This window comes from Qipengyuania flava (assembly GCF_011762005.1).
Classification (GTDB): Bacteria; Pseudomonadota; Alphaproteobacteria; order Sphingomonadales; family Sphingomonadaceae; genus Qipengyuania; species Qipengyuania flava.
Genome location: NZ_JAASQU010000001.1, coordinates 910,501 through 935,657 on the forward strand (window position 1 = coordinate 910,501; position 25,157 = coordinate 935,657).

Below are 25,157 nucleotides of genomic sequence, written 5' to 3' on the forward strand. Positions count from 1 at the left end.
CCAGGTCAGATGATGAAGGCGAACACTGCCGCGAAGGTGGCGAAATAGGTCGTCGCCATGCCGCGGACATCCTGCGCGGTCAGTCGCCAGTCGACAGCGCCGGTAGCGGGCACATCGGCAAACGCCGAGCGCCGTTGCGGCAGGCTGGCGCGAAACCAGTGGCGGGCGGACTCGTTGGTCAGGACTAAGGCGCGTCGCATACGGCAGGGTTAACGCTTTCTTAACCATTTTGTATCCCGTCGAATTCGAGTTGTCCCCAATCGGCACGCCTGCGTCGCGCCACCGGAGGGGTACGGCGATTGCGCCCGCACGCACGGCGCGGTAACCGCCGCAGCATGACTGCGCCCGACACGCCCCCAGCCGCCCGACTGCTTGTCGATTGTCTCATCGAACAGGGATGCGACCGCATTTTCACCGTGCCCGGGGAAAGCTTCCTCCAGGTGCTCGACGGGCTCGGACGGCAGGATGCAATCGAACTCGTGACCTGCCGGCAGGAAGGCGGAGTATCCTTCATGGCCTGCGCCGACGGGGCGATGACCGGTCGGCCCGGCATCGCGTTTGTCACGCGCGGGCCGGGGGCGACCAATGCCAGCATCGGCGTGCATGTCGCACGGCAGGATTCGCAGCCGATGATCCTGTTCATCGGCGATGTCGACAGCGAGATGCGTGATCGCGAAGGCTTCCAGGAAGTCGATTTCACCGCCTTCTTCGGGCCAATTGCGAAATGGGCTGCGCGGATCGATTCCGCCGATCGCATCCCCGAATATGTCGCGCGGGCCTATGCCATGGCCGTTTCGGGCCGCCCCGGCCCCGTGGTTCTCGCCCTGCCCGAAGACATGCTGAGCCGCGCTACGAGCGCCTTTCCGCGCCCGCGGGTGGAGCGCCCGGCGCAGGCCCCCTGCCCCGACGCGATGCAGGCGCTGATGGCGCTGATCGCCGATGCCGCCTCGCCGATCGCGATTATCGGTGGTGCGGGCTGGAATGCGAAGGCCCGGGCACATTTTCAGCTATTTGCCGAACGGCTTGGGCTTCCGGTTGCCACCGCTTTCCGTCGGCAGGACGCAATAGCGCCCTCGAGCCCGGTCTATGCGGGCAATCTGGGCTATGGCCCCAACCCCAAACTCGTGAACCGGGTACGCGAAGCCGACCTCGTACTCGCGGTCGGCGCCCGACTGGGCGAAGCGACCACCGACGGATACACCGTGCCACCGCTTGCTGCGCCCGATCGCAAGCTGGTGCATGTCCATCCCGATGCCGACGAGTTGAACAGCGTTTACCCCGCCGACCTCGCCATTTGCGCAAGCATGGACGAGTTCGCCGAAAGCGCGGCCCTGTGGGACGAGAGCGCGGTGATTGATTTCGACGCGGGTGCACAGGCACATGCGGAATGGGAAGAATGGGCGACAGCGCACCCCAACGATCACGCGCTGGACATGGGCCAGGCGGTTCAGTTCATGCGCGACACGCTGCCTGCGGACACGATCATCTGCAATGGCGCGGGCAATTTTTCGGGCTGGTGGCACCGTTACTGGCGCTACGAGGGGTTCCCCACGCAATTGGCGCCGACCTGCGGCGCGATGGGCTATGGTGTTCCGGCCGCGGTCGCGGCAGCGCTCCGCCACCCGGAACGCACCGTCGTAGCCGTTACGGGCGACGGCGATTTCCTGATGAACGGCCAGGAACTGGCAACCGCTGCACAGCATGGTGCCGATCTGATCGTTATCGTGGTCGACAATTCCGCCTATGGCACGATCAGGATGCACCAAGAGCGCGAATTCCCCGGCGAAGAACGGATCAGCGGCACCCGGCTCGCCAATCCCGATTTCGCCGCGCTGGGCGCAGCCTATGGCGCATGGTCGACGCACGCCGCCACGACCGAGCAATTCAAGGAAGCGCTTATCGCTGCGCAGGGACGCAGCGGCATTCGCCTCATCCATTGCACCATCGATATCGAGCAGCTTGCAGCCAGTGGAGCGAGTGTCAGCGGGCTACGCGCCCGCTAGGCCTCAGTCCTTTTAGGACCGGGTCAGATTCCCGCCATGGAGCAGATGACCGACCATTCGTCGGGCTTGATTTCCGCCACCGACAGGCGCGACAGCTTTACCAGCTCACAATCGGCCAGCTTGGGTTCGGCCTTGATCTGCTTGAGCGTGACCGGGTGTGGCAGCTTGGTCTTGGGCTTGACCTTGACCGCCGCCCACTTGCCCTCCGGGTCGGTCGGATCGGTGATGCCCGCCACGCTGACCTCGCAGATGCCGACGATCTCCAGCCCTTCCCGCGAATGGTAGAAGAAACACTGGTCGCCGACTTCCATCGCCGCCAGATTGTTCTTCGCGCGATGATTGCGCACGCCGTCCCACGTGCCCTCTTCCTCTGCGACAAGATCGTCCCAGCTGTACTTGAATGGTTCGGATTTCATCAGCCAGTAACGCATCGCGGAAGCGTCTCCGTGAATAGATTGGGTTACCGCGCGGGTAGCGGCTGCGCTCGTCATTGGCCAGCCCTGCGAAACGCCCAGTTAACCTGTTTTTAGGCGACCCGCCCTAAGCCAGAGTGGCAAATCGAACCCAGGGGGCGGGATTGACCGCAAAGACTGCCAGGACCACCGACCGCCGAGCCGCCAAGCCGGGCGCGAAGCCCGCTCGCCGCGAGCACGACATGGTCACCTTGGGGATCGCCTTTGCCGCGATCATCCTGTTCGTGGGCACCGCGGGCGTGGTCCTGCCCAATCTGATCGATGCCTGGCAGGGTGAGGCGGCGTCGCTCGATGCCGCGTTGACCAATGCCTTGCTGCTCAACATCGCGCTTATCCTGCTCGGCTGGCACCGGTACAAGGCGCTGACCGAAGAGCTCAAGTCGCGTCGCGCATCGGAAGAAGAAGCCCGCCGGCTAGCGGATATCGACCACCTCACCGGCTGCTACAACCGCCGCAGCTTCACTGCTGCGCTGGGCGACCTGTTGACACATCTCGAACGGCGCGAGCAGGCTCTGGCGGCAATCGCGGTGGATCTCGACAACTTTAAGCAGGTCAACGATCTGCATGGTCATCAAGCGGGTGACGAAGTGCTGCGCAACACCGCAGCGCGGATCCAACGACTGCTGCCCGACGGCGGCATCCTGGCCCGACTGGGTGGCGACGAATTCATCTGCGTCGTGCCGTACCACCCCAAGGTGCCCGACCGCGTCGACCAGCTCGCCACGCGCATGATCGAACATGTCGCACGGCCGGTCGAATATGGAGACACACCGGTCGATGTCACCATGTCGATCGGGATCGCCTCCAGCACGCAGATGGAGAATGCGCGCGATGGCGAGGATGCGGCCGAACGGCTGATGCACAAGTCGGATATCGCGATGTACCACGCCAAGAAGCAGGGCAAGAACCGCTTCTACTGGTTTGAACCGCAGATGGAAAACGAGCTGCGCTTCCGCAACGAACTGGAAGCAGGCATCCGTCGCGGCATCGCCAATGGCGAGTTCCGCCCCTATTACGAACAGCAGATCGACCTCGAAAGCGGGAAGCTGGTCGGCTTCGAAATGCTGGCGCGCTGGGAATCGCCCGAAATGGGAGTCGTCGGACCCGACATCTTCATTCCCATCGCCGAGGAAATCGGCGTCATCGGCGAAATGAGCGAAGCGCTGATCGCCTGCGCTTTCGAAGATGCCAAGGAATGGGACGCCGAACTTACCCTCTCGGTCAATATCTCGCCGGTGCAGATGCGTGATCCGTGGTTCGCCCAGAAGCTGCTCAAGCTACTGGTACGTCACAATTTCCCTGCCTGCCGGCTCGATATCGAGATTACCGAAAGCTGCCTGCATGAGAATGTCGGCATGGTCCGTTCGATGATCAGCAGCTTGCGCAATCAGGGAGTACGGGTCAGCCTGGACGATTTCGGCACCGGCTATTCCAGCCTGTCGCAACTGCGCAGCCTGCCGTTCGACCGGCTGAAGATCGATCGTGCGTTCATTTCCGAACTCAAGCAGGAAGAACACGGCGAAAAGCTGGTCGACGCTATCCTGACCATGAGCGACGGGCTGAACCTGCCCGTGACCGCGGAAGGCATCGAGAACGAAGTCGTGCTCGAGACGCTCAAGCGGATGGGCAAGATGAAGGGCCAGGGCTATCATTACGGCCGCCCCGAACCCGCGGGAATGGTGCTCGAAAGGCTCGGACGGCAAGACCTGCTGGCCAAGGACCGGCACTCAAATGTCACTAAGGTCGATTTCACCGCCACCGAGAAGCGCCAGGGTGGCGATAAACGCGCCGGGTGACACGGTACTGGACGCTGCAGCGGCGAGTGCATAGATGCGCCGCAGGATGCGTGTCGATTTCATCAAGATGCACGGGCTGGGCAACGACTTCGTCGTGCTCGACGCACGTTCGCGGCAACTGCCTGACATCGACCAGGCCACCGCCAGCGCCATCGCGGACCGGCGTACGGGGATCGGCTGCGACCAGCTGATCCTGCTCACGGCGAGCGAGGCTGCGGATTTCCGTATGCGGATTTTCAACAATGACGGCAGCGAAGTCGGGGCATGCGGCAATGCCAGCCGCGCGGTCGCACTGTTGCATGGCGCCCCTGCGCGGGTCGAAACCGATGGCGGTCTCATCGCAGTCGAACCCAGCGGGAGCGGGGCAAGCGTCGATATGGGCGAACCGCGGTTCGACTGGGACGCAATCCCGCTGGCCTATGCCATGGATACCGCTGCTCTGCCGGTGGGCTGGGACGGTCTCGACCAGCCGGGTGCGGTGAATGTGGGCAATCCGCATGTCATATTCTTCGTCGGCGACGTGGACGCTGTCCCGCTCGACACGATCGGACCCGACATTGAGAACGATCCGCTGTTTCCCGAGAAGGCGAATGTGAACGTCGCGAGCGTGATCGACCGCGAGCATATCCGCTTGCGTGTATGGGAACGCGGGGCCGGTCTCACGCGCGCCTGCGGGACCGGTGCCTGCGCCACTGCGGTACATGCGATGCGGCGCGGCCTGGTCGAACGCGAGGTCACCGTCAGCTTACCCGGCGGCGATCTGACTATCGCGTGGCGATCCGACAACCGCATCGTGATGACCGGGCCTGCGAGCGAGGCCTATCGCGGCAGCTTCGAATGGAGCGACTACGCGTGAGCGAACCGCAGGTCATCTCGCTCGGCTGCCGACTCAACATTTCCGAAAGCGAGCAGATCGGCGCGATGCTGGCGCAGGAACGCGACCTCGTCGTGATTAACAGTTGTGCGGTCACGAGCGAAGCCGTGCGGCAGACCCGTCAGGCGATCCGCCGCGCGCGCCGCGCCAATCCAGATGCCCGCCTGCTGGTGACCGGCTGCGCGGCCGATATCGAACGCGACCAGCTTGCTGCCATGCCCGAGGTCGACGGCCTCGTCGCCAATACGGCAAAGCTCGATGCGCGCGCCTGGAACGTGCCTGCGGATGCGCCCCCCGCCCCCCAGAACCGCACGCGCGCCTTTATCGCGGTGCAGAACGGCTGCGACCACGCCTGCACCTTCTGCGTGATCCCGCAGGGCCGCGGCACGAGCCGCTCGCTTCCCATCGAAAAAGTGCTGCATGAGGTCCAACGCCATATTGCCCACGGCGCGCCCGAAGTCGTGCTGACCGGGGTCGATGTCACATCCTGGGGACACGACCTGCCCGGGCGGCCTCCACTCGGGCAATTGGTCGCCGCGGTGCTCGACACCTTCCCGCAGCTCCAGCGGCTACGCATGTCCTCGCTCGACGGCATCGAGATCGACCCGCTGCTGTTCGACCTGTTCGCACATGAGCCGCGCCTGATGCCGCATCTCCATCTCTCGTTGCAGCACGGCCACGATCTCATCCTCAAGCGGATGAAGCGCCGGCATCTTCGCGCGGACGCGCTCGACCTGGTCGCCCGGCTCCGGCAGCACCGGCCCGACCTTGCGCTTGGCGCCGATCTGATTGCCGGATTTCCGACCGAGACAGATGAGCATCACGCGGCGAATCTCGCGATCATCCGCGAGCTGCAGATCGTTCACTGCCACGTGTTTCCCTATTCGCCGCGCCCCGGCACGCCAGCCGCGCGCATGCCCCAGCTCGATCGCGCCACGATCAAGCGCCGCGCCGCCGAGCTGCGGGAAACAGCGCGCGAGGTGCGCGATCACTGGCTGGCTTCGCTGATCGGCTCGCCCCACTCGGTGCTCGCAGAACGCGACGGCACCGGCTACACCCCGCATTTCGCCCGCTGCGGCCTGCCCGACGGCACGGTCCCGGGCACCATCGTGACCGTGACGCCGTCCAAGCATGAGAATGGCCTTCTAGAATGACCGACAAGCAAAGCTGGACCGACCGGCTGTTCGGGGGTTTTCGCAAGACTTCCGAGAAATTGACCAGCAATCTCACCGAAGTGGTCGGCACCGCCAAGCTCGACGATGCCACGCTCGACGATGTCGAGGATGCGCTGATACTGTCCGATCTCGGGCCGTCGGCCGCCGCGCGGATCCGCGCGAAGCTGGCGGAGAAGCGTTTCGGTCTCGAGATCAGCGAGCGCGAGTTGAAGGAAGCGGTCGCGGAAGAGATCGCCGCGATCCTGCGGCCCGTGGCGAAGCCGCTCGAGATCACGGCATTTCCGCGCCCGCAGGTGTTGCTGGTCATCGGGGTGAATGGCAGCGGCAAGACCACCACTATCGCCAAGCTCGCCCACCTGTTTCAGGAAGACGATTACGCCGTGATGCTGGCCGCGGGTGATACGTTCCGTGCCGCCGCGATCGGCCAGCTGGCGACCTGGGCGGATCGTGTCGGCGTGCCGATCGTGCGCGGTCCCGAAGGCGGCGATCCGGCGAGCATCGTGTTCGACGCGGTCAAGCAGGCGACCGATGTCGGTACCGATGCGCTGATCGTCGACACGGCCGGCCGCTTGCAGAACAAGCGCGAACTGATGGACGAACTGGCGAAGATCCGCAAAGTCCTCGGGCGCCTGAACCCCGAAGCACCGCATGACGTGGTGCTGGTGCTCGACGCCACCAATGGCCAGAACGCGCTCAGCCAGATCGACGTATTCAAGGAAGTGGCGGGTGTTACCGGGCTGGTGATGACCAAGCTCGACGGCACCGCGCGCGGCGGCGTTCTGGTACAGGCGGCCGAACAATACGGCCTGCCGATCCATGCCATCGGCGTGGGCGAGAAAATCGACGATCTGCGCCCGTTCGATCCCGATCTGGTCGCGCGTGTCATTGCAGGGGTCGCATGATGAACGAACAAGGCAAGCCCAAGCCCAAGTCGGGCTGGCTTAACATCCTCGTCGATTATGGGCCGCTGCTCGTCTTCCTCGGCGTCTACAAGTTCTACCAACCGCCCGAGACATCGACCTTCGGCGAAATTGCAGCCGTCATCTACGGCACGATCGCCTTCATGGTCGCAGCGGTCGTGGCGCTGGTGTTCAGCAAGTTCAAATTCGGGCACGTCAGCCCGATGCTGATCCTGTCGACCGCGCTGATCGTGGGCTTCGGCGGGCTCACGATTTGGTTGCAGGACGAGAAGTTTATCCAGATCAAGCCGACCGCGATCTACCTGCTTTTCGGCGTCCTGCTGATCGGCGGCTGGCTGCGCGGCAAGGCGCTGCTGCAAATCCTGCTCGAGGCCGCATTCGAGGGCGTAGACCGGCAGGGCTGGCTCAAGCTGTCACGCAACTGGGGCATTTTCTTCGTGTTCATGGCGGGGCTCAACGAAGTCCTGCGCATGCAATTGAGCTTCGAAAGCTGGCTGTGGGCGAAGCTGTGGGTGTTCATGCCGCTAAGCTTCCTGTTCACCTTCACGCAGATACCCATGCTGCTGAAGCATGGGCTGGCGCTGGAAGATCGTGACGAGGTCGTGAAGGACGAACCGCCGACGGCATGACCGACTGATCACACAAGTTGAAGCAAGCTTGAAGTCTTGCTTTCGCGGCAAAGCATCGGCCCTCATAGCGATGATCCGGCATGACAGGATGCACGCTTTAGCAAGCGCGCGTTCCAGCCATCATCGCGAAGCCGCTGTACGGCGCCAACGGCACCCTACCCGCGTCAGATCTCGACCTGGCTGCCCAGTTCGACCACGCGGTTGGTCGGCAGCCTGAAGAAGTCCATCGCGGTTGCCGCATTGCGCAGCATCCATGCGAAGATTTTCTCGCGCCAGATCGGCATGCCGGGCTTGTCACTCGCCAGCAGTGTCTGCCGCGACAGGAAGAAGCTGGTGTGCATCATGTCGAACTCGCCGCCGCAGCGCTCCATCTCCTTGAGGCCCTGCGGCACATTGGTTTCCTGCATGAAGCCGTAATGCAGCACCGCACGATAGAACCCGTCGCCCAGATCGTGGATCTCGCAACGGCGGTCGCTGTCGACATAGGGTGTGTCGGCGATCAGCACGGTCAGGATGACCACGCGTTCGTGCAGCACCTTGTTGTGCTTGATGTTGTGCAGCAACGCGCTGGGAACGCCCGCAGTCTGGCTTGCCATGAAGATCGCAGTGCCCGGCACCCGGGTGGCGGAGTTCTTGGCGCTCTTGGCAAAAATTTCGATCGGCAGCGCGGTTTCGCTCATCCGGTCGCGCATCAGCTTGCGGCCGCGCGCCCACGTCGTGAGTAGCGTGAATGCCACGAGGCCTACCACCAGCGGGAACCACCCCCCATCGGGGACCTTTGCGAGATTGGCTGCGAAATAGGCACCATCGACGATCAGGAAGAAGGCCACCACCGGTAACGCGATGAACCATTTCCATTTCCATACGCCGACGAAGAGCACGCCCATTAGCAAGGTATCGATCGTGACCGCCCCGGTAACCGCGATGCCGTAGGCAGCCGCGAGGTTCGAGGACGTCTGGAAAGTGAGGACGAGGATGATCACTGCAACCATCAGCGCCCAGTTGACCACGGGAATGTAGATCTGTCCGGCTTCGGTCTCGCTCGTATGGCGGATCGACAGGCGCGGCATGAAACCGAGCTGCATCGCCTGGTGCGTGATGCTGAAGGCGCCCGAAATGACCGCCTGGCTGGCAATGAAGGTCGCGACCGTCGCAAGAATGACCAGCGGCAGGCGGAATTCCTCGCTGGCGAGCAGGAAGAACGGGTTGCGCACCACCTCGACTGCCTGTTCGGGCGGCAGTCCGGCGATCATCGCGCCTTGGCCGAAATAATTCAGCAGCAGGCACGGCATCACGAAACCGAACCACGACAGGCGCATCGGTCCGCGACCAAAATGTCCCATATCCGAATAGAGCGCTTCGGAACCGGTCACGGCCAGAACGACCGCGCCGAGCGCGAAGAACGCCACCGCCCCGTCGGTGACGAAGAACATTACCGCGTAATAGGGGTTGAGCGCCCACAGGATATCGGGGTTCTGAATGATCTGGTTGAGACCCAGACCCGCGATCGTGACGAAATAGACGATCATGACGGGGGCGAACAGCGCACCTACCTTCGCCGTGCCGCGGCTTTGCAGCAGAAACAGGAAGATCAGCAGCACCAGGGCGATCGGGATCACCAATGCATCGAGGCCCGGGTTGACGACGGTCAGCCCTTCCACCGCCGAGAGAACCGAAATCGCGGGCGTGATCATGCTGTCGCCGTAGAACAGCGAAGTGGCGAACACACCCAACAGCACAACCAGCCAACCGTAGCTCGACTTGCCGATATGACGGCTGAGCAACGCGACCAGGGCGAGACTGCCGCCCTGCCCCTTGTTGTCGGCGCGCATGAGGATCGTCACATACTGGATCGCCACCACGATCAGCATCGACCAAAAAATCAGGCTTACAACGCCGAGTACGTGCAACCGGTCGATTGCGATGCTCGCCGCTCCGGCAAACGTTTCGCGGAACGCATAGAGCGGGCTGGTACCGATATCGCCGAAGACGATACCGATAGCCCCCACGGCCAGCGCAGTGCGCGACCCGCTATGGCCATGCCCATGCCCTTCCTTGGCGGATACACCTTCGGGGACCGGGTCTTGCGCTGGCGCGGTATCATTCATGTGGGATTGGTTCCGACAACATCGTGTCACTCGGCCTGTATGGCGAAGTCGCGGGCGTTAGCAGCATGGCTTCGCACTCGCAACACGCTCTCTAAGCGCTTGATTAGTCTTCGCTTTGGTTAGGAGATTCGGCCGGTGGCATACCCAGCATCGTCTCGAGACGTGCGAGTCGCGCGGCCAACGGTTCACGCCATTCCGCTTCTTCAGGTGCCGTTTCCAGCAGTTCACGCCACAAGCCGAGCGTTTTTCCGGGCTCGCCTGCGCGCAGGAAGGAAAGGCCGAGGAAATAGGTCGGCGCCGGGTTTTCCGGCGCCACCTGTTCGGCTTGCGAATAGGCATAGAGCGCTGCGGCTGTGAGCTGACCGTCGGCATGCTCGACCAGCGCATTGCCCAGCGCCACCCAGGCCTCGCCGTCCGAAGGGTTCTCCGCAACCGCATTGCGCAGGAAGTTCGCCGCCTGCCCATGTTGGCCCTGACGGGTAAAGGCGTCGGCCGTTACGACGAAGCGCGAGGGCATTCGGCCCGCGGGATAGAATTCGCGCCGCGCCTCCACCATCAGTTCGCCGGTCTGCGTATTATCTTCCGCGACCGGCTCCGACGGTGCGCCAGCCAACCCCGGGTTGCCCTGCAGCGCATAGCCCGCGAGCCCGAAGAGCATGGCCGAACCGAACAGCATCCACAGGCTGCGCGCAAGCTTCAGCCAATACACTGCCATTACGAAAGTGACGGCTGCCAGCAGGAGGATCGGCAGCCAGCTCATTTGCGTTTCCCGAAACGGCGCAGAAGGATCGCCCCGGCCAGCAGCACCAGCAGCAAGGGAATCGCGAAGAGCGGCCAGGTGGTCGTGCTGACAGTGGGCTTGTAGCTGACGTAATCGCCATAGCGCTTCGTCAACCAATCGCGGATTTGGTCCGGGCTCTCGCCCGCCGCGATGCGCGTTCGAACTTGGTGGCGCATGTCACCCGCCATCGGTGCATCGCTATCGGCGATCGATTGCGACTGGCACTTGAGACAGCGCAAGGTTTCCATCAATTCCTGCGCCGCTTGTTCCTGCGCCGGGTTTTCCAGCTGACGATAGGCAAAAGGTGCCGGCGGCATGGTCTGCTGCGCTGCCACCGGCAGCGCGACCACCAAGGCAGCTGCGAAAGCGAGAGCGCGGATCAACGGGCCTTCTCCAATTCGGCCAGCAGCACCGGAACATCGCTCGCGCGGACATCCCCGATGTGCTGGTAACGGATGACACCCTGGCCATCTATGACGAAGGTCTCGGGCACCCCCGATGAGCCGATCGCCAATTGCACTTCGGAAAGATCGTCGCGTCCGATCCGGGAATAGGGATTGCCGTGCTGCGCGAGGAAACGGGCCACATCTTCGGGCCGGTCGCGAATTGCGACACCGACAATATCGGCACCCTGACGCTTCAGATTCTCGAGATGCGGCGCTTCGGCGATACAGGGCAGGCACCAGCTGGCCCAGATATTCAACAGGCGGGGCTCACCATCCGCAAAATCGGTCGAGCCGATGCCATTGACCCCCGCCATGGCGGGGGGAAGCTCGAAATAGGGTAAGCTCTCGCCGACCATGCGGCTCTCGACGAATTCGTCCTTCGGCTGCGTCAGCTGGTAGGCGGCAAGGCCGAGGAACGCGGCGAAGGCGAACAGCGGGATCCAGAGGCGCCAGTTCATGACAATGCCTCGCGGTCGGCCCGGCGGTCGGCGATCCGCGCGGCCAGCCGGCGATGCCGCAAGTCGCTCAACACGCGGCCCACGAGCGCCAGCACCCCGCCCAATGCGATCAGCAGGCCGCCATACCAGATCAGCGTCACGAAAGGCTTCCACCACAGCCGCAATTGCCAGCGCCCGTCCGGCGAGCGATCGCCCACCACGGCGTAGAGCTGGCCATTCCAGCGCGTCACCAGCGCACTCTCGGTGGTTTGCTGCGGCGGGGCCCAGAAATTGCGTGACTGCGGGGTCAGCACTACCGGCTCGCCGCCGTCATAGCTGGCGGAGACCCGGCCCTGAATTGCAGTCCAGTTCGGCCCTGCAACAGGCTCGACGCCCTGCAGCACCACGGTCCACGGACCGACACTTGTGCTGCCGCCCTCTTCTACCGCAGCCAGACGCTCGCTGGTGAAGGCGCTTTCACTCGCCATGCCGATCAGCGCGACCGCGATGCCGAAATGCGCTGTGACCATCCCCCAGGTCGCCAGCGGAGTGCGCGCGAGCTTGCGTCTGCGCAAGGGCATGAGCGACGCAACCGCCAGCCCCACTCCAAGTGCCAAGCCGAGCAGCGGGAGCAATGCGATATCCGCAAGCAAGCTGGTAAGAATCAACGCTGCAAGAACCAGCGCCGCGAACAGCGCGATCTCCTTGCCGATCCGGTCGATCCGATCCTGTCGCCAGCGCAGCAGCGGGCCGACCGCCATTACCACGAGCATGGGGATCGTGAAGATCGCTCCCACCGGGTTGAAATAGGGCGGGCCGACGGAGACGCGCACGTCGAATGCCTCGGTAAGCAAGGGATACAGCGTGCCGAGCAAGACGATTGCGAGAATTGCGCTGAGCATGACGTTGTTGAAGACCAATGCGCCCTCACGGCTGGCTAGCGCAAAGCGTTCGCCCTCGCTGATCGTGTTGGCGCGCAGTGCGAACAGCAGCAGCGCCCCGCCGATAAAAATACCCAGCAGCGCGAGGATGAAGGTCCCGCGCTCGGGATCGACCGCGAAGGCATGAACGCTGGTCAAGATCCCCGACCGCACGAGGAAGGTCCCCACCATGCTCATCGAAAAGGCAACCACGCCGAGCATGATGGTCCATGTGCGCAGCGCGTCGCGGCTGGCCAGGACGCTGGCCGAATGCAACAGCGCGGTGGCTGCCAGCCAGGGCATCAGCGACGCATTCTCCACCGGGTCCCAGAACCACCAGCCGCCCCAGCCGAGCTCGTAATAGGCCCAGTAGGATCCGGCGGTGATGCCAATGGTCAGCAACACCCAGGCGCCCAGTACCCAGGGTCGCATCGCGCGAGCGAAATCGGGGGTGACCTGCCGTGTGAGCAGCGCGCCGACGGCAAAGCTGAAAGCGACCGACAGGCCGACATAGCCAAGGTAGAGCGTGGGCGGATGAAAGGCGAGACCGATGTCCTGCAACAGCGGGTTTAGGCCCATTCCTTCGGTGGCGGGTACGGGCAACCGCTCGAACGGGTTCGAACTGAGCAGAAGGAAGGCGTAGAAGCCGAGCGATACGACGCCCTGCGCCGCCAGTGTCGCATTCATCGTGCGCTCGGGCAGACGTCGCTCGACCAGCGCGATCAGCGCGCCGGCAAGGCCCATCACCATGACCCACAGCAACATCGAGCCCTCGTGATTGCCCCAGGTACCCGACAGCTTGAACACCAGCGGTTTCATCGAATGCGAATTGGAAGCCACCAGCTTGACCGAGAGATCGGTGACCGCGAACAGCCAGACGAGCATGGCGAAGGACAGCGTCACCAGCACGCCCTGAACGATCGCCGCCGGTCGAATCAACCCCGCGAGGGCACCGTCCGCCGCGTCACGCAGGGCAAGAAAGCCAGCCGCCATCTGCAACGCGGCGAGCGCAGCGGCGAGCCACAGCGCGGCGAGGCCGAGTTCGGCGATCATTCGAGCCCGACCGTGGTTTCCCGCGCCATCTTTGCGGCCTCGTGCTGCTCCATCTCCTGCAGTTCGCGCGGGACGTAGTTCTCGTCATGCTTGGCCAGCAGATTGTCGGCCAAGAAAGTGCCATCGGGGCCCAGGCGGCCTTCGGCCACTACACCCGAACCCTCGACGAACAGGTCGGGCGCGATCCCACTGAAACGCACGGGAACGCGCGCTTCGTCCTTTCCGGTAACCGCGAAGGTCAGCGTAATCCCGTCGGCTGCGGTCTGCAGCGATCCGGGCTCGACCATGCCGCCGAGCCGCACCGCCTGCCCGATTGCGGGTGGATCCTGCAGCATCTGCTCGGGCAGGTAGAAATAGCTCGCCTGATTGCGCAGGGCATAGGCAGCCAACAAACCGGCGCCCACCAGCGCCACCAGTGCGAGCACGACCAGGACCAGTCGCTGGTGTTTGGGTTTGAGAGCGTTCATTTCCTGCGGCTTTCCTCGCGGCGTTTTTCGGCGCGTTTCATGTCGGCCCACGCCCAGGCGATCATGGCGAGCGTGCCCAGAATTCCCACAGCATAGGCGGCAATCACGAAGTCCCACTGGTCGAGCGCCTCGCGCATCACACCGCCTCCATTGCGCGGCGGCGCAACCGGGCCTCGGCCTGAACATCCGCCAGCAAGGCGCGCATTCGCGCCAGCACCACTCCGCCGAACAGCAACGAGAAGCCCGCCACAGCTACCAGCAAGGGGATCAGAAACTCGGGGTCGATCGCGCTCTTGCCCATCGTGATGCTGGGCGGTTGATGAAGCGAGTTCCACCATACCACGCTGCGGTTGATAATGGGGATGTTGATCGCGCCCAGCAGGCCGAACAGCGCAGGAATGCGCGGCGAAACGCCTTCGCGTTCGGCGGCCTGTGCCAGTGCGATATAGGCGAAATAAAGGAAGGCCAGCACCAGCATGCTGGTCAGCCGGCCATCCCAGACCCACCAGGTGCCCCAGGTCGGGCGCCCCCAAATGGATCCGGTGGCGAGGCACACCACGGTGAACACCAGTCCGGGAAGCGCCGCCGCTCGCGCGGCTAGCGCCGCGAGCGGGTGTCGCCAGACGAGAAAAACAAGGCTCGAGAGCGCAATCGCGGTCCAACCGCCCATTCCCAGCCAAGCGGCCGGGACATGCAGGAACAGGATCCGCACCGTCTCGCCCATCAGGCGGTCGGGCGGCACCTCGAACAGGCCCCAGTACAAGGCGCCCGCGCTCAGCACCAGGCCGACCACCAGCAGCAGCGGGGTCAACCAGTTAGCGAGCGACAGGAAGCGCTTTGGATTGGCGAAGCCATGCATCGAAATTACCGTCCGGCACTGCTTTGGCAGCGCTCAACCGGCCTCGCAAGGGCGCAGTTCAGCGACCGATCAGTTCCTGTGCCATGCGATCGGCAACCTGGTCGGGTGAGGCGCCGCTAACGTCGCTTTCCTGCCAGATTTGTTCAAGCCGACCGGGGATTAGCGCGATGCGCTTGCGCACCTCGTTGATGTCGCAAGGCGCGCGATCGCGGCGGCACAGATATTCAAGCGTCACCGAAATGATGCCGCCGGCGTTAATGACATAGTCCGGCGCGTAGAGGATCCCGCGCTCGGCAAGCAGCGGGCCGTGCTCGGCGCGCTTCAGCTGGTTGTTCGCTCCACCCGCCACGATCTGACAGTCGAGCCGCGCGATGCCCTCGTCATCGAGCACCGCACCCAACGCGTTGGGACTGAAGACATCGCACGCCACCGACATGATCGCATCGGGCGCCGCGGTATCCGCTCCCAATTCCTCGGCCAGCGCGGCCGCGCGGTCCTCGTGGATATCGGACAAGGTCAGCTTTGCGCCGTCCTTGGCCAGCAAGCGGGCGACTCCGCCGCCCACGCTACCGGTGCCCTGCACCGCGACGTGAACGCCTTCGACGCTGTCCTTGCCGAGCTTGTGCTTTACCGCGGCCTTGATGCCCAAGAAGATGCCGAGCGCAGTGAAAGGCCCAGGATCGCCACCGGCAGCATCCTCGCCCTCGACCGGAAGGCCGGAGACGAACTGCGTACGCTGAGCCACTGCGGCCATGTCGGCTTCGGAAATTCCCACATCCTCTGCGGTCACATACTGCCCGCCGAGTGCTTCGACCGCATCGGCGAAGGCCGCCAACAGTTCGGGTGATTTGGAACGATCCTTATCTGCAAGGATCACTGCCTTGCCACCACCCATGGGGAGGCCCGCCATCGCGTTCTTGTAGCTCATGCCACGCGATAGGCGCAGCGCATCCCGCATCGCGTCTGTCGGCTCGGCATAGTGCCAGAATCGGGTACCGCCCGCGCCGGGGCCGAGGTGAGTCGAATGCAACGCGATGATCGCGGTCAGACCGCTCTTGGCGTCACGCACCACCTGGACCAGTTCATGGTCGTCGAAATCCGCTTCGGTCCAGAAAGCCGTCATGCCTGCACGTCCCCAAAATCATTGATGGACGGCCAGCGCAAAGGGCAGAAAATGGGGCGATCGACGGGGTTCGAACCCGCGACCTCCGGTACCACAAACCGGCGCTCTAACCAACTGAGCTACGATCGCCATATGCCCCCGGAACCGCCCGGGAAGGGGGCCTGATACGCATGCGGAAGACAGCGTCAAGCGGCCCTGCGCAGCGGCGCGTGCCTGTTGCACAATGAACCGTGAATGGGAAGCGAAAAACGCACATTCCCCGACTGTGCGTAATTTTCTTACGCGGTTGCTGCGCAGACGCCGCCCGCTATCCTCCTGATCCATGACAAGTTCCGGCGAATCTTCGAGCGCACGGTTGCTCGAGCGGCAAGGGATGCAGCGCCTGCCAAGCGACAAGGCGGAGCTGCTTCAGCTGCGTGCATTCGTCACGCCCGATCTCGCCGCGCGCCTTATCGAGCTGATAGAGCAGGATCGCCGCCCCTCCACGCTCGCCGACGCGGGCGACGATCGCTATTTCCGAACCAGCGAGACTTGCGATCTCGATGCCGCGGAACCAGCGGTCCGTTCGCTCGAAGAACAGCTGTTCGCGCTCAATGGTATCGATCCGGCGCATGGCGAGCCGCTCCAGGGGCAGCGCTACGACGTAGGCCAGGAATTCAAACCGCACTGCGACTATTTCAATCCCGGGGGCGCCGACTGGAATCGCTACTGTTCGGTCGCCGGGCAGCGGACATGGACCTTCATGATCTATCTCAACGAAGTCGAGGCCGGCGGAGCGACGCGATTCAAAGCGCTGGGCAAGACCTTCCAACCTGAGGTCGGCAAGCTGCTCTGCTGGAACAACCGCCGCCCCGACCAGCGCGAAAATCCTAATACGATCCACCACGGGATGAAGGTGCGCCGCGGGCGGAAATACGTGATAACCAAATGGTATCGCGAGAAACCCTGGGGCTGGTGAGCACAATCCCGCCCCGCCCAATCGCCAAAAGAAAAGGGCGGCCCCGCGGGACCGCCCTTTTCGAATAAGCCACTTGGCTGGACGCGCTCAGTTCTTCTTGAGCGAGAGACCGCCGAAACGCTTGTTGAAGGCTGCGACGCGGCCGCCTTCCTGAAGCTGCTTGGTACCACCGGTCCAAGCCGGGTGGCTGGTCGGATCGATTTCGAGCGACAGCGTATCGCCTTCGCTGCCCCAGGTGGAGCGCGTCTGGAATTCGGTACCATCGGTCATCTTGACCGTGATCATGTGGTAATCGGGGTGACCTTCGGCCTTCATGATAAACGTCCTTCTAGCTTCGGAACGGTTCCGACCGGTCCAGCTGTGATTGGGAAAGGCGCGCGCATAGCGGCGAGCGCCCGTATTGGCAACCTTATTCGGGTGCGTCGGCGATCATCGCGGTGAACTGCACTTCGCAGGTCACCTTGCCATCCACGCTTGCCTTGCCAGCAAACTTGCAGACGCGCGCGCGCTTCTGCACGAATTCGGCTTCGAGGTCGAGCAGTACACCCGGAGTAACAGGCGCGCGGAACTTGGCGTTGTCGATCGCCATGAAATAGACCAGCTTGCCCGATCCGGCGAGGCCGAGGCTCTCGACCGCGAGCACGCCCGCAGCCTGTGCCAGCGCCTCGATCTGCAGCACGCCGGGCATGATCGGTGCACCGGGGAAATGGCCCTGGAAGAAGTCCTCGTTGAAGCTGACCGCCTTGATCGCATGAATGCGTTCGTCGACCACCAGCTCCTTGACCCGATCGACCAGCAGCAGAGGATAGCGGTGCGGAAGGCGCTTCAGCACCTCGACGACGTCGAAACCCGTATCGCTCATCACCCTGCCCCTGTCCTGGACTTAGCGGCCGGTCGGCTGCGCGGTCTGCTGCTGTTGCTGAGCGGCCTGCTGGGCAGCCTGCTGCTGCGCGACACCGAGCAGGACCTGCGACACCGTCTGCTGTGCCGAAAGCGATTCCTGACGCGGGCGCCAGCCCTGCGGCGGGGTGATCTGCACGGTCGGGACGCGCTGGTTGAGCGCAGCGACCAGATCATTGGTAACGTTGGCCGCATCGGGCGCCCACTGGATTGCATCGGGGTTGAGCAGCAACTGGATGTTCTTCTGCTGCACGACCTGCTGCTGGACGTTCTGGTAATCGTTGATCAGCTGTTCGATCGCATAGGCCTGCGCGAGCACGATCGGCTGCGAAGCCTGGTTGAGCTGCTGCTCCTTCTGCTGGATCTGCTGCACGACCGACTGGTTGGCCTGCACTTCGGCCTGGCTCAGCTGGCCGTTGCCATCGGTGTCGAGGCTCTGCTGCAGCGTCTGCATTTCCTGGCGCAGCGTGCGAATCTGCTGGATCTGCGCCGAATACTGCTGGTCGATCTGCTGGTAAGCATTGATGCGGGCCTGGCTGCGCACGATCACGGCCTCGGGGCTGCTGATGGCAATGCCACCTGCGACCTGAGCGGCGGCGGGCGTGGCGATGGCCGCAGTGCCGGCAAGCGCGACGGCGGCGATGGTCTTGGCGAAGCGTTTCATCAGAATTGCGTTCCTACGTTGAAGGAAAAGGTCTTAGGGTCGTCACCGAGCTGTTTCTTGATCGTGTGCGACACGTCGATCCGGAAGGGACCGAAGGGCGAGTTCCAGTTGACGCCGAGGCCAACCGAAATACGCGGCGAAGGACTGTCACCGAGGAACACTTCACGGAAGAATGTGCCAGGGATGACACTGCGTTCGTTTTCGGATCCATCGGCGGCGAAACGGTTGGTGACCGTCTCGATGATATCGTTGCCCTCATCATCGACACCCGGCTGCAGGTACAGCAGGTTGCCGTTGGTATCGGTTGCTTGGAGCCCGTCAGGGTAATCCTGCAGGACCGGACGGGTGACGCTGAACAGCGAACCGACATCGAGGAAGATCGACGGGCGCAAGCCCATTTCGCGAGCACCGCTGCCCAGCGGAATCTCGAGTTCGGCGCGGCCGAGATAATAGGCCTTGCCGCCCAGCGAGTCGTCAACGCGCTGGTCGCTGGCGAGTGCAGTCTCGATATCCTGCGGGACCAGCGGCGTGCTGTCGTCGCCATCGTCGTCGATATACTGCAGACGGACGATCCGCGGACCGACGCCGCGAATGTCGAAGCCGCGCATTTGCGGTTCGCCGAGGAAGAAGCGGTCGGTCAGGCGCACATCGTCCTGTCCCGCGACGCCATTGTCTTCGAGGCTGCGGATCCAGCCGCCTTCGGCTGCGAGCGAGAAGACGAAGCCGCCGAGCACCGGCCAGTATTTGGCCGCGCGCGCCCGCGAGCGAAGGTATTTCACATCGCCGCCGAGACCGGCGAACTCGGTCGTCCAGCTCACGGTTTCGCCGCGCGTAGGACGCAGGCGGCTGTTGAGCGTGTTGTAATTGAAGGTCAGGCCGAGGATCGAGCTGGTCCGTTCGCCGATCGCTTCGCACAGGTAACGGCTGGCGCGGATCGGATCGCAAGTGGCAATCCCGTCACCGTCACGGTCGGAGAAGTACAGCCCCTCGTCGAGCGTAACGTCGTCGTAGTTGAACGTGTAGCTGCCGACAGCGGTCACATATTCTGTCAGCGGCACGCCCGCGCGGATCTGCAGACCCGTGGTTGACTGGGCATAGCTTGCCGAGCCGGTGTCGTAATAATCGTTGTCGTAATCGCGCCGATAGACATCGACGCCCGCCGAGATGTTCCGGTCGAAGACGTAGGGCTCGGAAAAGCTGACCTGCGCCGATTTCGAATAACGCGAATAGTTGAGGCTGAGGCCGATGGTCTGCCCGCGACCGCGGAAATTGCGCTGGCGGATCGAACCCGCGAGAATGAAGCTCTCGAGGCTCGAGAAACCCGCAGAAAGCTGCAGTTCGCCGGTCGCCTGCTCTTCCACATTGGCTTCGAGCACGATCCGGTCGGGAGCACTGCCCTCGACCTGGTTGATCTCGAAGTTCTCCTGGAAATAGCCCAGCGAATTGATGCGCGCGGTCGAACGCGCCACCGACAGCGAGTTGAAGGCATCACCTTCGGCCAGACGGAATTCGCGCCGGACGACCTTGTCCTGCGTCAGCGTATTGCCGTTGACGTCGATGCGCTCGACATAGACGCGCGGCGCCTCGCGCAGGACAAAGCTGACATCCATCGTCAGCGTGTCCTGATTGCGGCTGAACTGCGGTTGGACGTCGGCAAAAGCGTAGCCGAAGGTCCCGGCCAGTTCACTGAGCTGTTCGACCGTATCCTCGACCAGCTTGGCATCGTACCAGTCGCCCCCCTGCATCGGCAGGCGCGCGGTCATGGAATCGTCGTCGAAGTCGCGGATCTGCGATTCCACGTCGACTTCGCCGAATTTGTAGCGCTCGCCCTCCTCGACCACATAGGTGATGATGAAATCGCGCTTATCGGGCGTCAGTTCGGCCACCGCCGAGACGACACGGAAATCGGCATAGCCTTCGGTCAGGTAGAACTGGCGCAGCTTCTGCTGGTCGAACGCGAGGCGATCGGGATCGTAGCTGGTGTTCGAGCTGAGGAAGCTGGTCAGGCGCGCCTGCTTGGTGAGCATTTCGCCGCGCAGTTCGCCATCGGAGAACGCATCGTTGCCGATGATGTTGATCTGGCGGACCTTGGACTTCGGCCCTTCGCTGATCTCGAACACGATATCGACGCGGTTCTGCGAAAGCTCCACCATCTTCGGCTCGACCGTGGCGGCGAACCGTCCCTGCCGCTTGTAGAGCTCGATGATCCGCGCAACGTCGGCACGCACTTTCGAACGCGTGAAGATCTGACGCGGTGAAAGGCGGATTTCCGGCAGGATCTTGTCGTTCTTGATCCGCCGATTGCCCTCTAGAATGATGCGGTTGATCACCGGATTCTCGACGATGTCGATCACGACGTTGCCGTCGTTGTTGACCACGCTGGCATTCGAGAACAGCTCGGTCGCGTAGAGGTCCTTGAGAACGTTATCGCCCGCAGCCTGGGTCCACACGTCGCCCGGACGCAGCTTGATGTAAGACAGGATAGTCTGCGGCTCGAGCCGCTGCGCCCCGCTGACGGCAATGGTGCGAACCACGTCGCGCTGCGCGGTTGCGGCCGGAGCGGCCTCGGTCTCGGAGCCCTCTTCCTGCGCGGATGCCACGGTGGGGATGCCGGCCAGCACGGTGCCCGCGAGCAGGCCGATCGCCAGCCGCGCGGCAGGGTTCTTGCGTCGCGTGGCGGCAGGAGCAAAATCAGTCATCGACAAGGAGTTTCCCGTCCTCGTTATACACAGAGCAGACCCGGCTTCAGCAGCTCCCGATCGGCTATTGGCCACAAGGTGCGGAGCGGCCCTGCCGTCCCCTGCCCCATGCGCTTGCGCCGATCAAGCTTTGCCACCGCAAATCGCCGGTTTCCCGCTCCCTTTCCCCGGCTATCTGCCGAAAATCGGCAGGCTCACCAGATCGTTGATCGTGACGAACACCATCAGCATGAGCACGAGAGCCACGCCAGCGCGGTACGCCACTTCGGTTCCGCGGGGACCAACCGGCTTCCGGCGGACTGCTTCTGCCGCGTAGAAAGCCAGGTGCCCACCGTCGAGCGCCGGAATTGGCAGGAGGTTGATGAATGCCAAGTTAAGCGAAATCAGCGCTGCGAAATTGATGAAAGCCATCGCTCCGAGGCTGAGTTGCTCACCCGAAAACTTGGCGATCTTGACCGGTCCGCCTAGTTCCTGGACTGAGCGTTCGCCGGTAAATATCTGCCCGATCCCGGTGACCATCATGTCGACAATGCCGAGCGAGTGATCGACCGCCAGACCGAGCGCGGCGATCGGACCCTGCGGCTCGAAATCGAACGAGGCCGCCCCCGAGGCGATGCCGATCAGGCCCACCTTCGACACGTTGCCGAAACGATCCTCCATCTCGACGCTGCGGACGGGGACTTCGAAGATGCGCTCCGCCCCGTCGCGCTCGACCGTGACGTCGAGCGTCCGGCCGGGATAGAGCATGATCGAATCCTGAACGTCGCGGAAATCCTCCATCCGCTCGCCCTCGATCGCGACGATCCGGTCGCCCACTTCGATTCCGGCAGCACGCGCGGGCGAGATTTCCGCAAATTCGGCAACGGTCAATTGCTCCGCTGCGTCGCCGGGAACCGGCTTGCCGTAGAGCGTGAAGAAGCCCGCGAAGATCGCGAGCGTAAGCAGGATATTGGTGGCCGGCCCCGCGAATACGATCAGCGCGCGCTTCCACAAAGCGGCATGATGGAAGCTTCCAGCCCGCTCCTCAGCGCTCGCCCGTGAGGCTGCATCGGGATCGGGGATGCTCGCGGGGTTCATATCGCCCTTGAACTGGACATAGCCGCCCAGCGGCAGCGCGCTCAGCTTCCAGCGCGTGCCACGTTTGTCGGTGAAGCCCCAGATTTCCCTGCCGAAACCGACCGAAAACGCTTCGGCATGCACGCCGAACCAGCGGCCCACCAGATAGTGGCCGAGTTCGTGGATGGTCACGAGCGGGCCCAGCAACAGCGGGAAGCCGAGCACGTAATAGATCCACAGGGGCAGGTTCATTTCCACGGGTCAGGCAGGCTCCAGCATACGCATTGCGAGGGTGCGGGCGTCTTCGTCCACCCGCAACACATCTTCGAGCGTTTGCGGGGGCGACGGCAAGTCACCCTGGTTGAGGACATCCTCCACCAATAGCGCGATCCGGCTGAACGGGATCTTACGGTCGAGAAAGGCCGCCACGGCAATTTCATTGGCGGCGTTGAGCACTGCGGGAGCCGCCCCGCCCGCTTCGGCGGCCTCGCGTGCAAGGCGCGTGGCGGGAAAGCGCACTTCGTCGGGGGCGAAGAAGCTCATTTCGCCGATCGTGGGAAGATCGAGCGGCGCCATCGGCGTATCCATGCGCGCGGGCCACGCGAGGCATGAAGCGATCGGCACGCGCATGTCCGAGGGACCAAGCTGCGCCAGGGTCGAGCCGTCGCGATATTCGACCATCGAATGGATCACGCTCTGCGGATGCACCACGATACGGATGCGATCCAGACCGACCGGGAACAGGTGATGCGCCTCGATCAGTTCGAGGCCCTTGTTGAACATGCTCGCACTGTCCACGCTGATCTTCGCGCCCATGTCCCAGTTGGGATGCGCGATCGCCTGTTCGGGTGTGACCGCCGACAGATCCTCGACCAGGCGCAGCGGGCCACCGCTAGCGGTCAGGGTAATTGAGCGGACGTCGGCCAGTTCGCCACCCTGCAGGCACTGGAAGATCGCATTGTGCTCGCTGTCGACGGGGAGAAGCGTGGCGCCATGCCGGTCGACCGCCGCGGTCATCACATCGCCCGCGGAAACCAGCGCCTCCTTGTTGGCGAGAGCGATCGTGCCGCCTTGTTCGATCGCTGCCATCACCGGGCCGAGCCCCGCGCATCCGACAATCGCCGCCACGGTCATGTCGACCGGGCGCGCGGCGGCTTCGCAGAGCGCACTGCGCCCCGCGGCGGCTTCGATCCCGCTGCCCGAAAGCGCATCACGCAGATCGTCCAGGTGACGCTCGTCCGCTACGACCGCGACCTCGGCCGCGAATTCGCGCGCGGCATCCGCCAATGCAGCGACATTGGAATTGGCGGTAAGCGCAACGACGTTCCAGTCCGCGCGATTGCGCCGGACGAGATCGAGCGTCTGCTCTCCCACCGAACCGGTCGCGCCGAAAATCGACAGACTGCGGCTCATCGGACACCCGCCAGCAGCGCACCAGCCAGCAGCACGACCGGGATCATCCCGTCGGTCCGGTCGAAGACCCCGCCGTGGCCGGGAATCAGTTTCGAACTGTCCTTCACCCCCGCCTTGCGCTTGAGCCAGCTTTCAAGAAAGTCGCCCGCCTGCGCAGCCACTGCGGTCAGCGCCCCCACGCCAAGGATCAGTGCAGCGCTGGTGTTTTCGATCGGTGCGGCAAGCTCGTCAGGCAAGGCACGCGGGCCCAATTGCAACCACGCTGCAATCCAGACAGTTGCCCCTACAATTCCGCCCAGCAGCCCCGCCCACGTCTTGGATGGGCTGATCGCAGGCGCGATCTTGGGTCCGCCCAGAGTCCGTCCGAAGAAATAGGCGAAAGTGTCGACGCAGATCACCACGCCGACAACGCCCACCACGACCGGCAACGGGAAGAGGGCAAGCAGATATCCTGCCAGCCCGATATAGACCGTTCCCGCCAGCAATGCCGCGAAGCGGTAGGGGATATTGGTGGTCGCCTTGACCACCAGAAGCACGAATTCGACCAGAGTGGCCAGCACCACGGCGAGGACGAACCAGCCGAACCAGGGATCGCCAGCGACGAGCGCGCCCCCCGCCAGCGCGACCATTACCATCGCGGAAAGCACGCGCACGGGCAGATCGGCGTTCTTGCGTGCGGGCGATTCTGCGACTTTGTCAGCGTCCGCCAAAGCGCCTCTCCCTCTCGGCGTACTCGGCCAGCGCCTGCTTCAGGTGATCGGGCGTAAAATCCGGCCAGAGGACGTCGAGGAACAGCATTTCCGCATACGCCGCCTGCCACAAGAGAAAATTGGACAGGCGCACCTCGCCGCTGGTGCGGATCAGCAGGTCGAGCGGCGGCATTTCCGCACTGAACAGGTGCCGTTCGATTGCCTGCTCATCGATCTCGCCCTCCGCGGCTGCCTTGCGGGCGGCGTGCACGATTTCCGCATGCGCTCCATAATTGAGCGCCACTGCCAGCGTGCGCGTCCCCTTGGCGGTCTGCGCGATCGCGTCCTCGAGCATGGCGACGATATCCGGCGCGAGCGCGCGCCAGTCGCCCAGAATATGCAGCCGGACATCGTTGGCGATGAATTCGGGCAGATCCGATTTGATGAACTTGCGCATCAGGTTCATCAAATCGTCGACTTCCTCCTCGGGTCGCTTCCAGTTCTCCGAACTGAATGCATAGAGCGTGAGACACTCGATCGGCGTATCCTTGAGGCTGCGCACCAGTTCGCGCACCGCCTCGACTCCCTTCCGATGGCCCATGGCGCGAGGAAGGTGGCGGCGCTTGGCCCAGCGACCATTGCCATCCATGATGATGGCGACGTGTCGTGCGACTTTGTCGGGAGTGGTCACGAGATGATCCAAATCTGGCCGGC

General features: G+C 63.5%; 26 protein-coding genes and 1 tRNA gene. 7 read left to right on the forward strand and 20 right to left on the reverse strand.

The features are described 5' to 3' along the window. Window positions 1-5 precede the first annotated feature (5 nt). Window positions 6-200: a hypothetical protein gene (locus FHS69_RS04410; RefSeq protein ID WP_067469820.1), complete on the reverse strand. Its 195-nt coding sequence runs from the start codon at window positions 198-200 to the stop codon at window positions 6-8. Window positions 201-335: 135 nt separating this feature from the next. Between FHS69_RS04410 and FHS69_RS04415 the strand changes: the two genes are divergently transcribed. Then, window positions 336-2,003: a thiamine pyrophosphate-binding protein gene (locus FHS69_RS04415; protein WP_166776688.1), complete on the forward strand. Its 1,668-nt coding sequence runs from the start codon at window positions 336-338 to the stop codon at window positions 2,001-2,003. A gap of 23 nt (window positions 2,004-2,026) precedes the next feature. Here FHS69_RS04415 and FHS69_RS04420 read toward each other — a convergent pair whose 3' ends face one another. Then, window positions 2,027-2,434, reverse strand: coding sequence for an EVE domain-containing protein (locus FHS69_RS04420; protein WP_067469813.1), 408 nt, complete (start codon window positions 2,432-2,434; stop codon window positions 2,027-2,029). 146 nt (window positions 2,435-2,580) lie between these two features. Here FHS69_RS04420 and FHS69_RS04425 point away from each other — a divergent pair, with 146 nt between their 5' ends. From FHS69_RS04425 to FHS69_RS04445, 5 genes are read left to right on the forward strand one after another with little or no spacing between them, the layout of a single operon-like run. Beyond that, window positions 2,581-4,272: a putative bifunctional diguanylate cyclase/phosphodiesterase gene (locus FHS69_RS04425; RefSeq protein ID WP_306823373.1), complete on the forward strand. Its 1,692-nt coding sequence runs from the start codon at window positions 2,581-2,583 to the stop codon at window positions 4,270-4,272. Window positions 4,273-4,318: 46 nt separating this feature from the next. Next, window positions 4,319-5,128 (forward strand): diaminopimelate epimerase, encoded by an 810-nt coding sequence (gene dapF, locus FHS69_RS04430; RefSeq protein ID WP_166776689.1) that lies wholly within the window; start codon window positions 4,319-4,321, stop codon window positions 5,126-5,128. Next, window positions 5,125-6,300, forward strand: coding sequence for a MiaB/RimO family radical SAM methylthiotransferase (locus FHS69_RS04435; protein ID WP_166776690.1), 1,176 nt, complete (start codon window positions 5,125-5,127; stop codon window positions 6,298-6,300). Before dapF ends, FHS69_RS04435 begins: the two co-directional genes overlap by 4 nt. Further along, a complete protein-coding gene (gene ftsY, locus FHS69_RS04440; protein WP_166776691.1) occupies window positions 6,297-7,223 on the forward strand; it encodes a signal recognition particle-docking protein FtsY in 927 nt (308 codons plus the stop codon). Before FHS69_RS04435 ends, ftsY begins: the two co-directional genes overlap by 4 nt. Continuing rightward, window positions 7,223-7,870, forward strand: a complete 648-nt coding sequence (locus tag FHS69_RS04445; RefSeq protein ID WP_226697716.1) for an inner membrane-spanning protein YciB — start codon at window positions 7,223-7,225, stop codon at window positions 7,868-7,870. Before ftsY ends, FHS69_RS04445 begins: the two co-directional genes overlap by 1 nt. Before the next feature lie 164 nt (window positions 7,871-8,034). On the opposite strand, the gene FHS69_RS04450 is transcribed toward FHS69_RS04445, so the two are convergent. The 10 genes from FHS69_RS04450 to FHS69_RS04495 all read right to left on the reverse strand — a co-directional run bounded on the left by FHS69_RS04450 (window position 8,035) and on the right by FHS69_RS04495 (window position 16,193). After that, on the reverse strand, window positions 8,035-9,978 hold the full coding sequence (locus FHS69_RS04450; RefSeq protein ID WP_166776693.1) for a potassium transporter Kup: 1,944 nt from the start codon (window positions 9,976-9,978) through the stop codon (window positions 8,035-8,037). 103 nt (window positions 9,979-10,081) lie between these two features. After that, entirely contained in the window at window positions 10,082-10,738 is a 657-nt protein-coding gene (locus tag FHS69_RS04455) for a tetratricopeptide repeat protein (RefSeq protein ID WP_166776694.1), read from the reverse strand. Beyond that, window positions 10,735-11,142: a cytochrome c-type biogenesis protein gene (locus tag FHS69_RS04460; protein ID WP_243844525.1), complete on the reverse strand. Its 408-nt coding sequence runs from the start codon at window positions 11,140-11,142 to the stop codon at window positions 10,735-10,737. Before FHS69_RS04460 ends, FHS69_RS04455 begins: the two co-directional genes overlap by 4 nt. After that, window positions 11,139-11,663, reverse strand: a complete 525-nt coding sequence (locus FHS69_RS04465) for a redoxin family protein (protein ID WP_166776695.1) — start codon at window positions 11,661-11,663, stop codon at window positions 11,139-11,141. Before FHS69_RS04465 ends, FHS69_RS04460 begins: the two co-directional genes overlap by 4 nt. Beyond that, a complete protein-coding gene (locus FHS69_RS04470) occupies window positions 11,660-13,615 on the reverse strand; it encodes a heme lyase CcmF/NrfE family subunit (protein WP_166776696.1) in 1,956 nt (651 codons plus the stop codon). The genes FHS69_RS04465 and FHS69_RS04470 overlap by 4 nt, the downstream gene beginning before the upstream one ends. Next, window positions 13,612-14,082 (reverse strand): cytochrome c maturation protein CcmE, encoded by a 471-nt coding sequence (gene ccmE, locus FHS69_RS04475; protein ID WP_166776697.1) that lies wholly within the window; start codon window positions 14,080-14,082, stop codon window positions 13,612-13,614. Before ccmE ends, FHS69_RS04470 begins: the two co-directional genes overlap by 4 nt. After that, a complete protein-coding gene (locus FHS69_RS04480; protein WP_166776698.1) occupies window positions 14,079-14,219 on the reverse strand; it encodes a hypothetical protein in 141 nt (46 codons plus the stop codon). Before FHS69_RS04480 ends, ccmE begins: the two co-directional genes overlap by 4 nt. Then, entirely contained in the window at window positions 14,219-14,941 is a 723-nt protein-coding gene (ccmC, locus tag FHS69_RS04485; protein WP_067469782.1) for a heme ABC transporter permease CcmC, read from the reverse strand. Before ccmC ends, FHS69_RS04480 begins: the two co-directional genes overlap by 1 nt. 58 nt (window positions 14,942-14,999) lie before the next feature. Continuing rightward, window positions 15,000-16,064, reverse strand: a complete 1,065-nt coding sequence (locus FHS69_RS04490; RefSeq protein ID WP_166776699.1) for a Glu/Leu/Phe/Val family dehydrogenase — start codon at window positions 16,062-16,064, stop codon at window positions 15,000-15,002. Between the two features lie 52 nt (window positions 16,065-16,116). Beyond that, window positions 16,117-16,193 (reverse strand) — tRNA-His (locus FHS69_RS04495). Between the two features lie 193 nt (window positions 16,194-16,386). On the opposite strand from FHS69_RS04495, the gene FHS69_RS04500 reads away from it, so the two are divergent. Next, window positions 16,387-17,022, forward strand: coding sequence for a prolyl hydroxylase family protein (locus FHS69_RS04500; protein ID WP_067503650.1), 636 nt, complete (start codon window positions 16,387-16,389; stop codon window positions 17,020-17,022). Window positions 17,023-17,109: 87 nt separating this feature from the next. On the opposite strand, the gene rpmE is transcribed toward FHS69_RS04500, so the two are convergent. From rpmE to uppS, 8 genes are all read right to left on the reverse strand, one after another. Beyond that, window positions 17,110-17,337, reverse strand: coding sequence for a 50S ribosomal protein L31 (gene rpmE, locus FHS69_RS04505; protein WP_067469774.1), 228 nt, complete (start codon window positions 17,335-17,337; stop codon window positions 17,110-17,112). 94 nt (window positions 17,338-17,431) lie between these two features. Next, window positions 17,432-17,884, reverse strand: a complete 453-nt coding sequence (gene fabZ, locus FHS69_RS04510; protein ID WP_067503647.1) for a 3-hydroxyacyl-ACP dehydratase FabZ — start codon at window positions 17,882-17,884, stop codon at window positions 17,432-17,434. 21 nt (window positions 17,885-17,905) lie between these two features. Beyond that, window positions 17,906-18,586, reverse strand: coding sequence for an OmpH family outer membrane protein (locus tag FHS69_RS04515; protein ID WP_067673184.1), 681 nt, complete (start codon window positions 18,584-18,586; stop codon window positions 17,906-17,908). Then, window positions 18,586-21,285 (reverse strand): outer membrane protein assembly factor BamA, encoded by a 2,700-nt coding sequence (gene bamA / locus FHS69_RS04520; RefSeq protein WP_166776700.1) that lies wholly within the window; start codon window positions 21,283-21,285, stop codon window positions 18,586-18,588. Before bamA ends, FHS69_RS04515 begins: the two co-directional genes overlap by 1 nt. Window positions 21,286-21,456: 171 nt before the next feature. Next, complete coding sequence (gene rseP / locus FHS69_RS04525; RefSeq protein WP_166776701.1) at window positions 21,457-22,593, reverse strand: RIP metalloprotease RseP; 1,137 nt, start codon at window positions 22,591-22,593, stop codon at window positions 21,457-21,459. A 9-nt stretch (window positions 22,594-22,602) separates the two neighbouring features. Next, complete coding sequence (dxr, locus tag FHS69_RS04530) at window positions 22,603-23,754, reverse strand: 1-deoxy-D-xylulose-5-phosphate reductoisomerase (protein WP_166776702.1); 1,152 nt, start codon at window positions 23,752-23,754, stop codon at window positions 22,603-22,605. Next, window positions 23,751-24,464, reverse strand: a complete 714-nt coding sequence (locus tag FHS69_RS04535; protein ID WP_243844526.1) for a phosphatidate cytidylyltransferase — start codon at window positions 24,462-24,464, stop codon at window positions 23,751-23,753. Before FHS69_RS04535 ends, dxr begins: the two co-directional genes overlap by 4 nt. Further along, window positions 24,451-25,092, reverse strand: coding sequence for a polyprenyl diphosphate synthase (gene uppS / locus FHS69_RS04540; protein ID WP_243844560.1), 642 nt, complete (start codon window positions 25,090-25,092; stop codon window positions 24,451-24,453). The genes FHS69_RS04535 and uppS overlap by 14 nt, the downstream gene beginning before the upstream one ends. Window positions 25,093-25,157 lie beyond the last annotated feature (65 nt).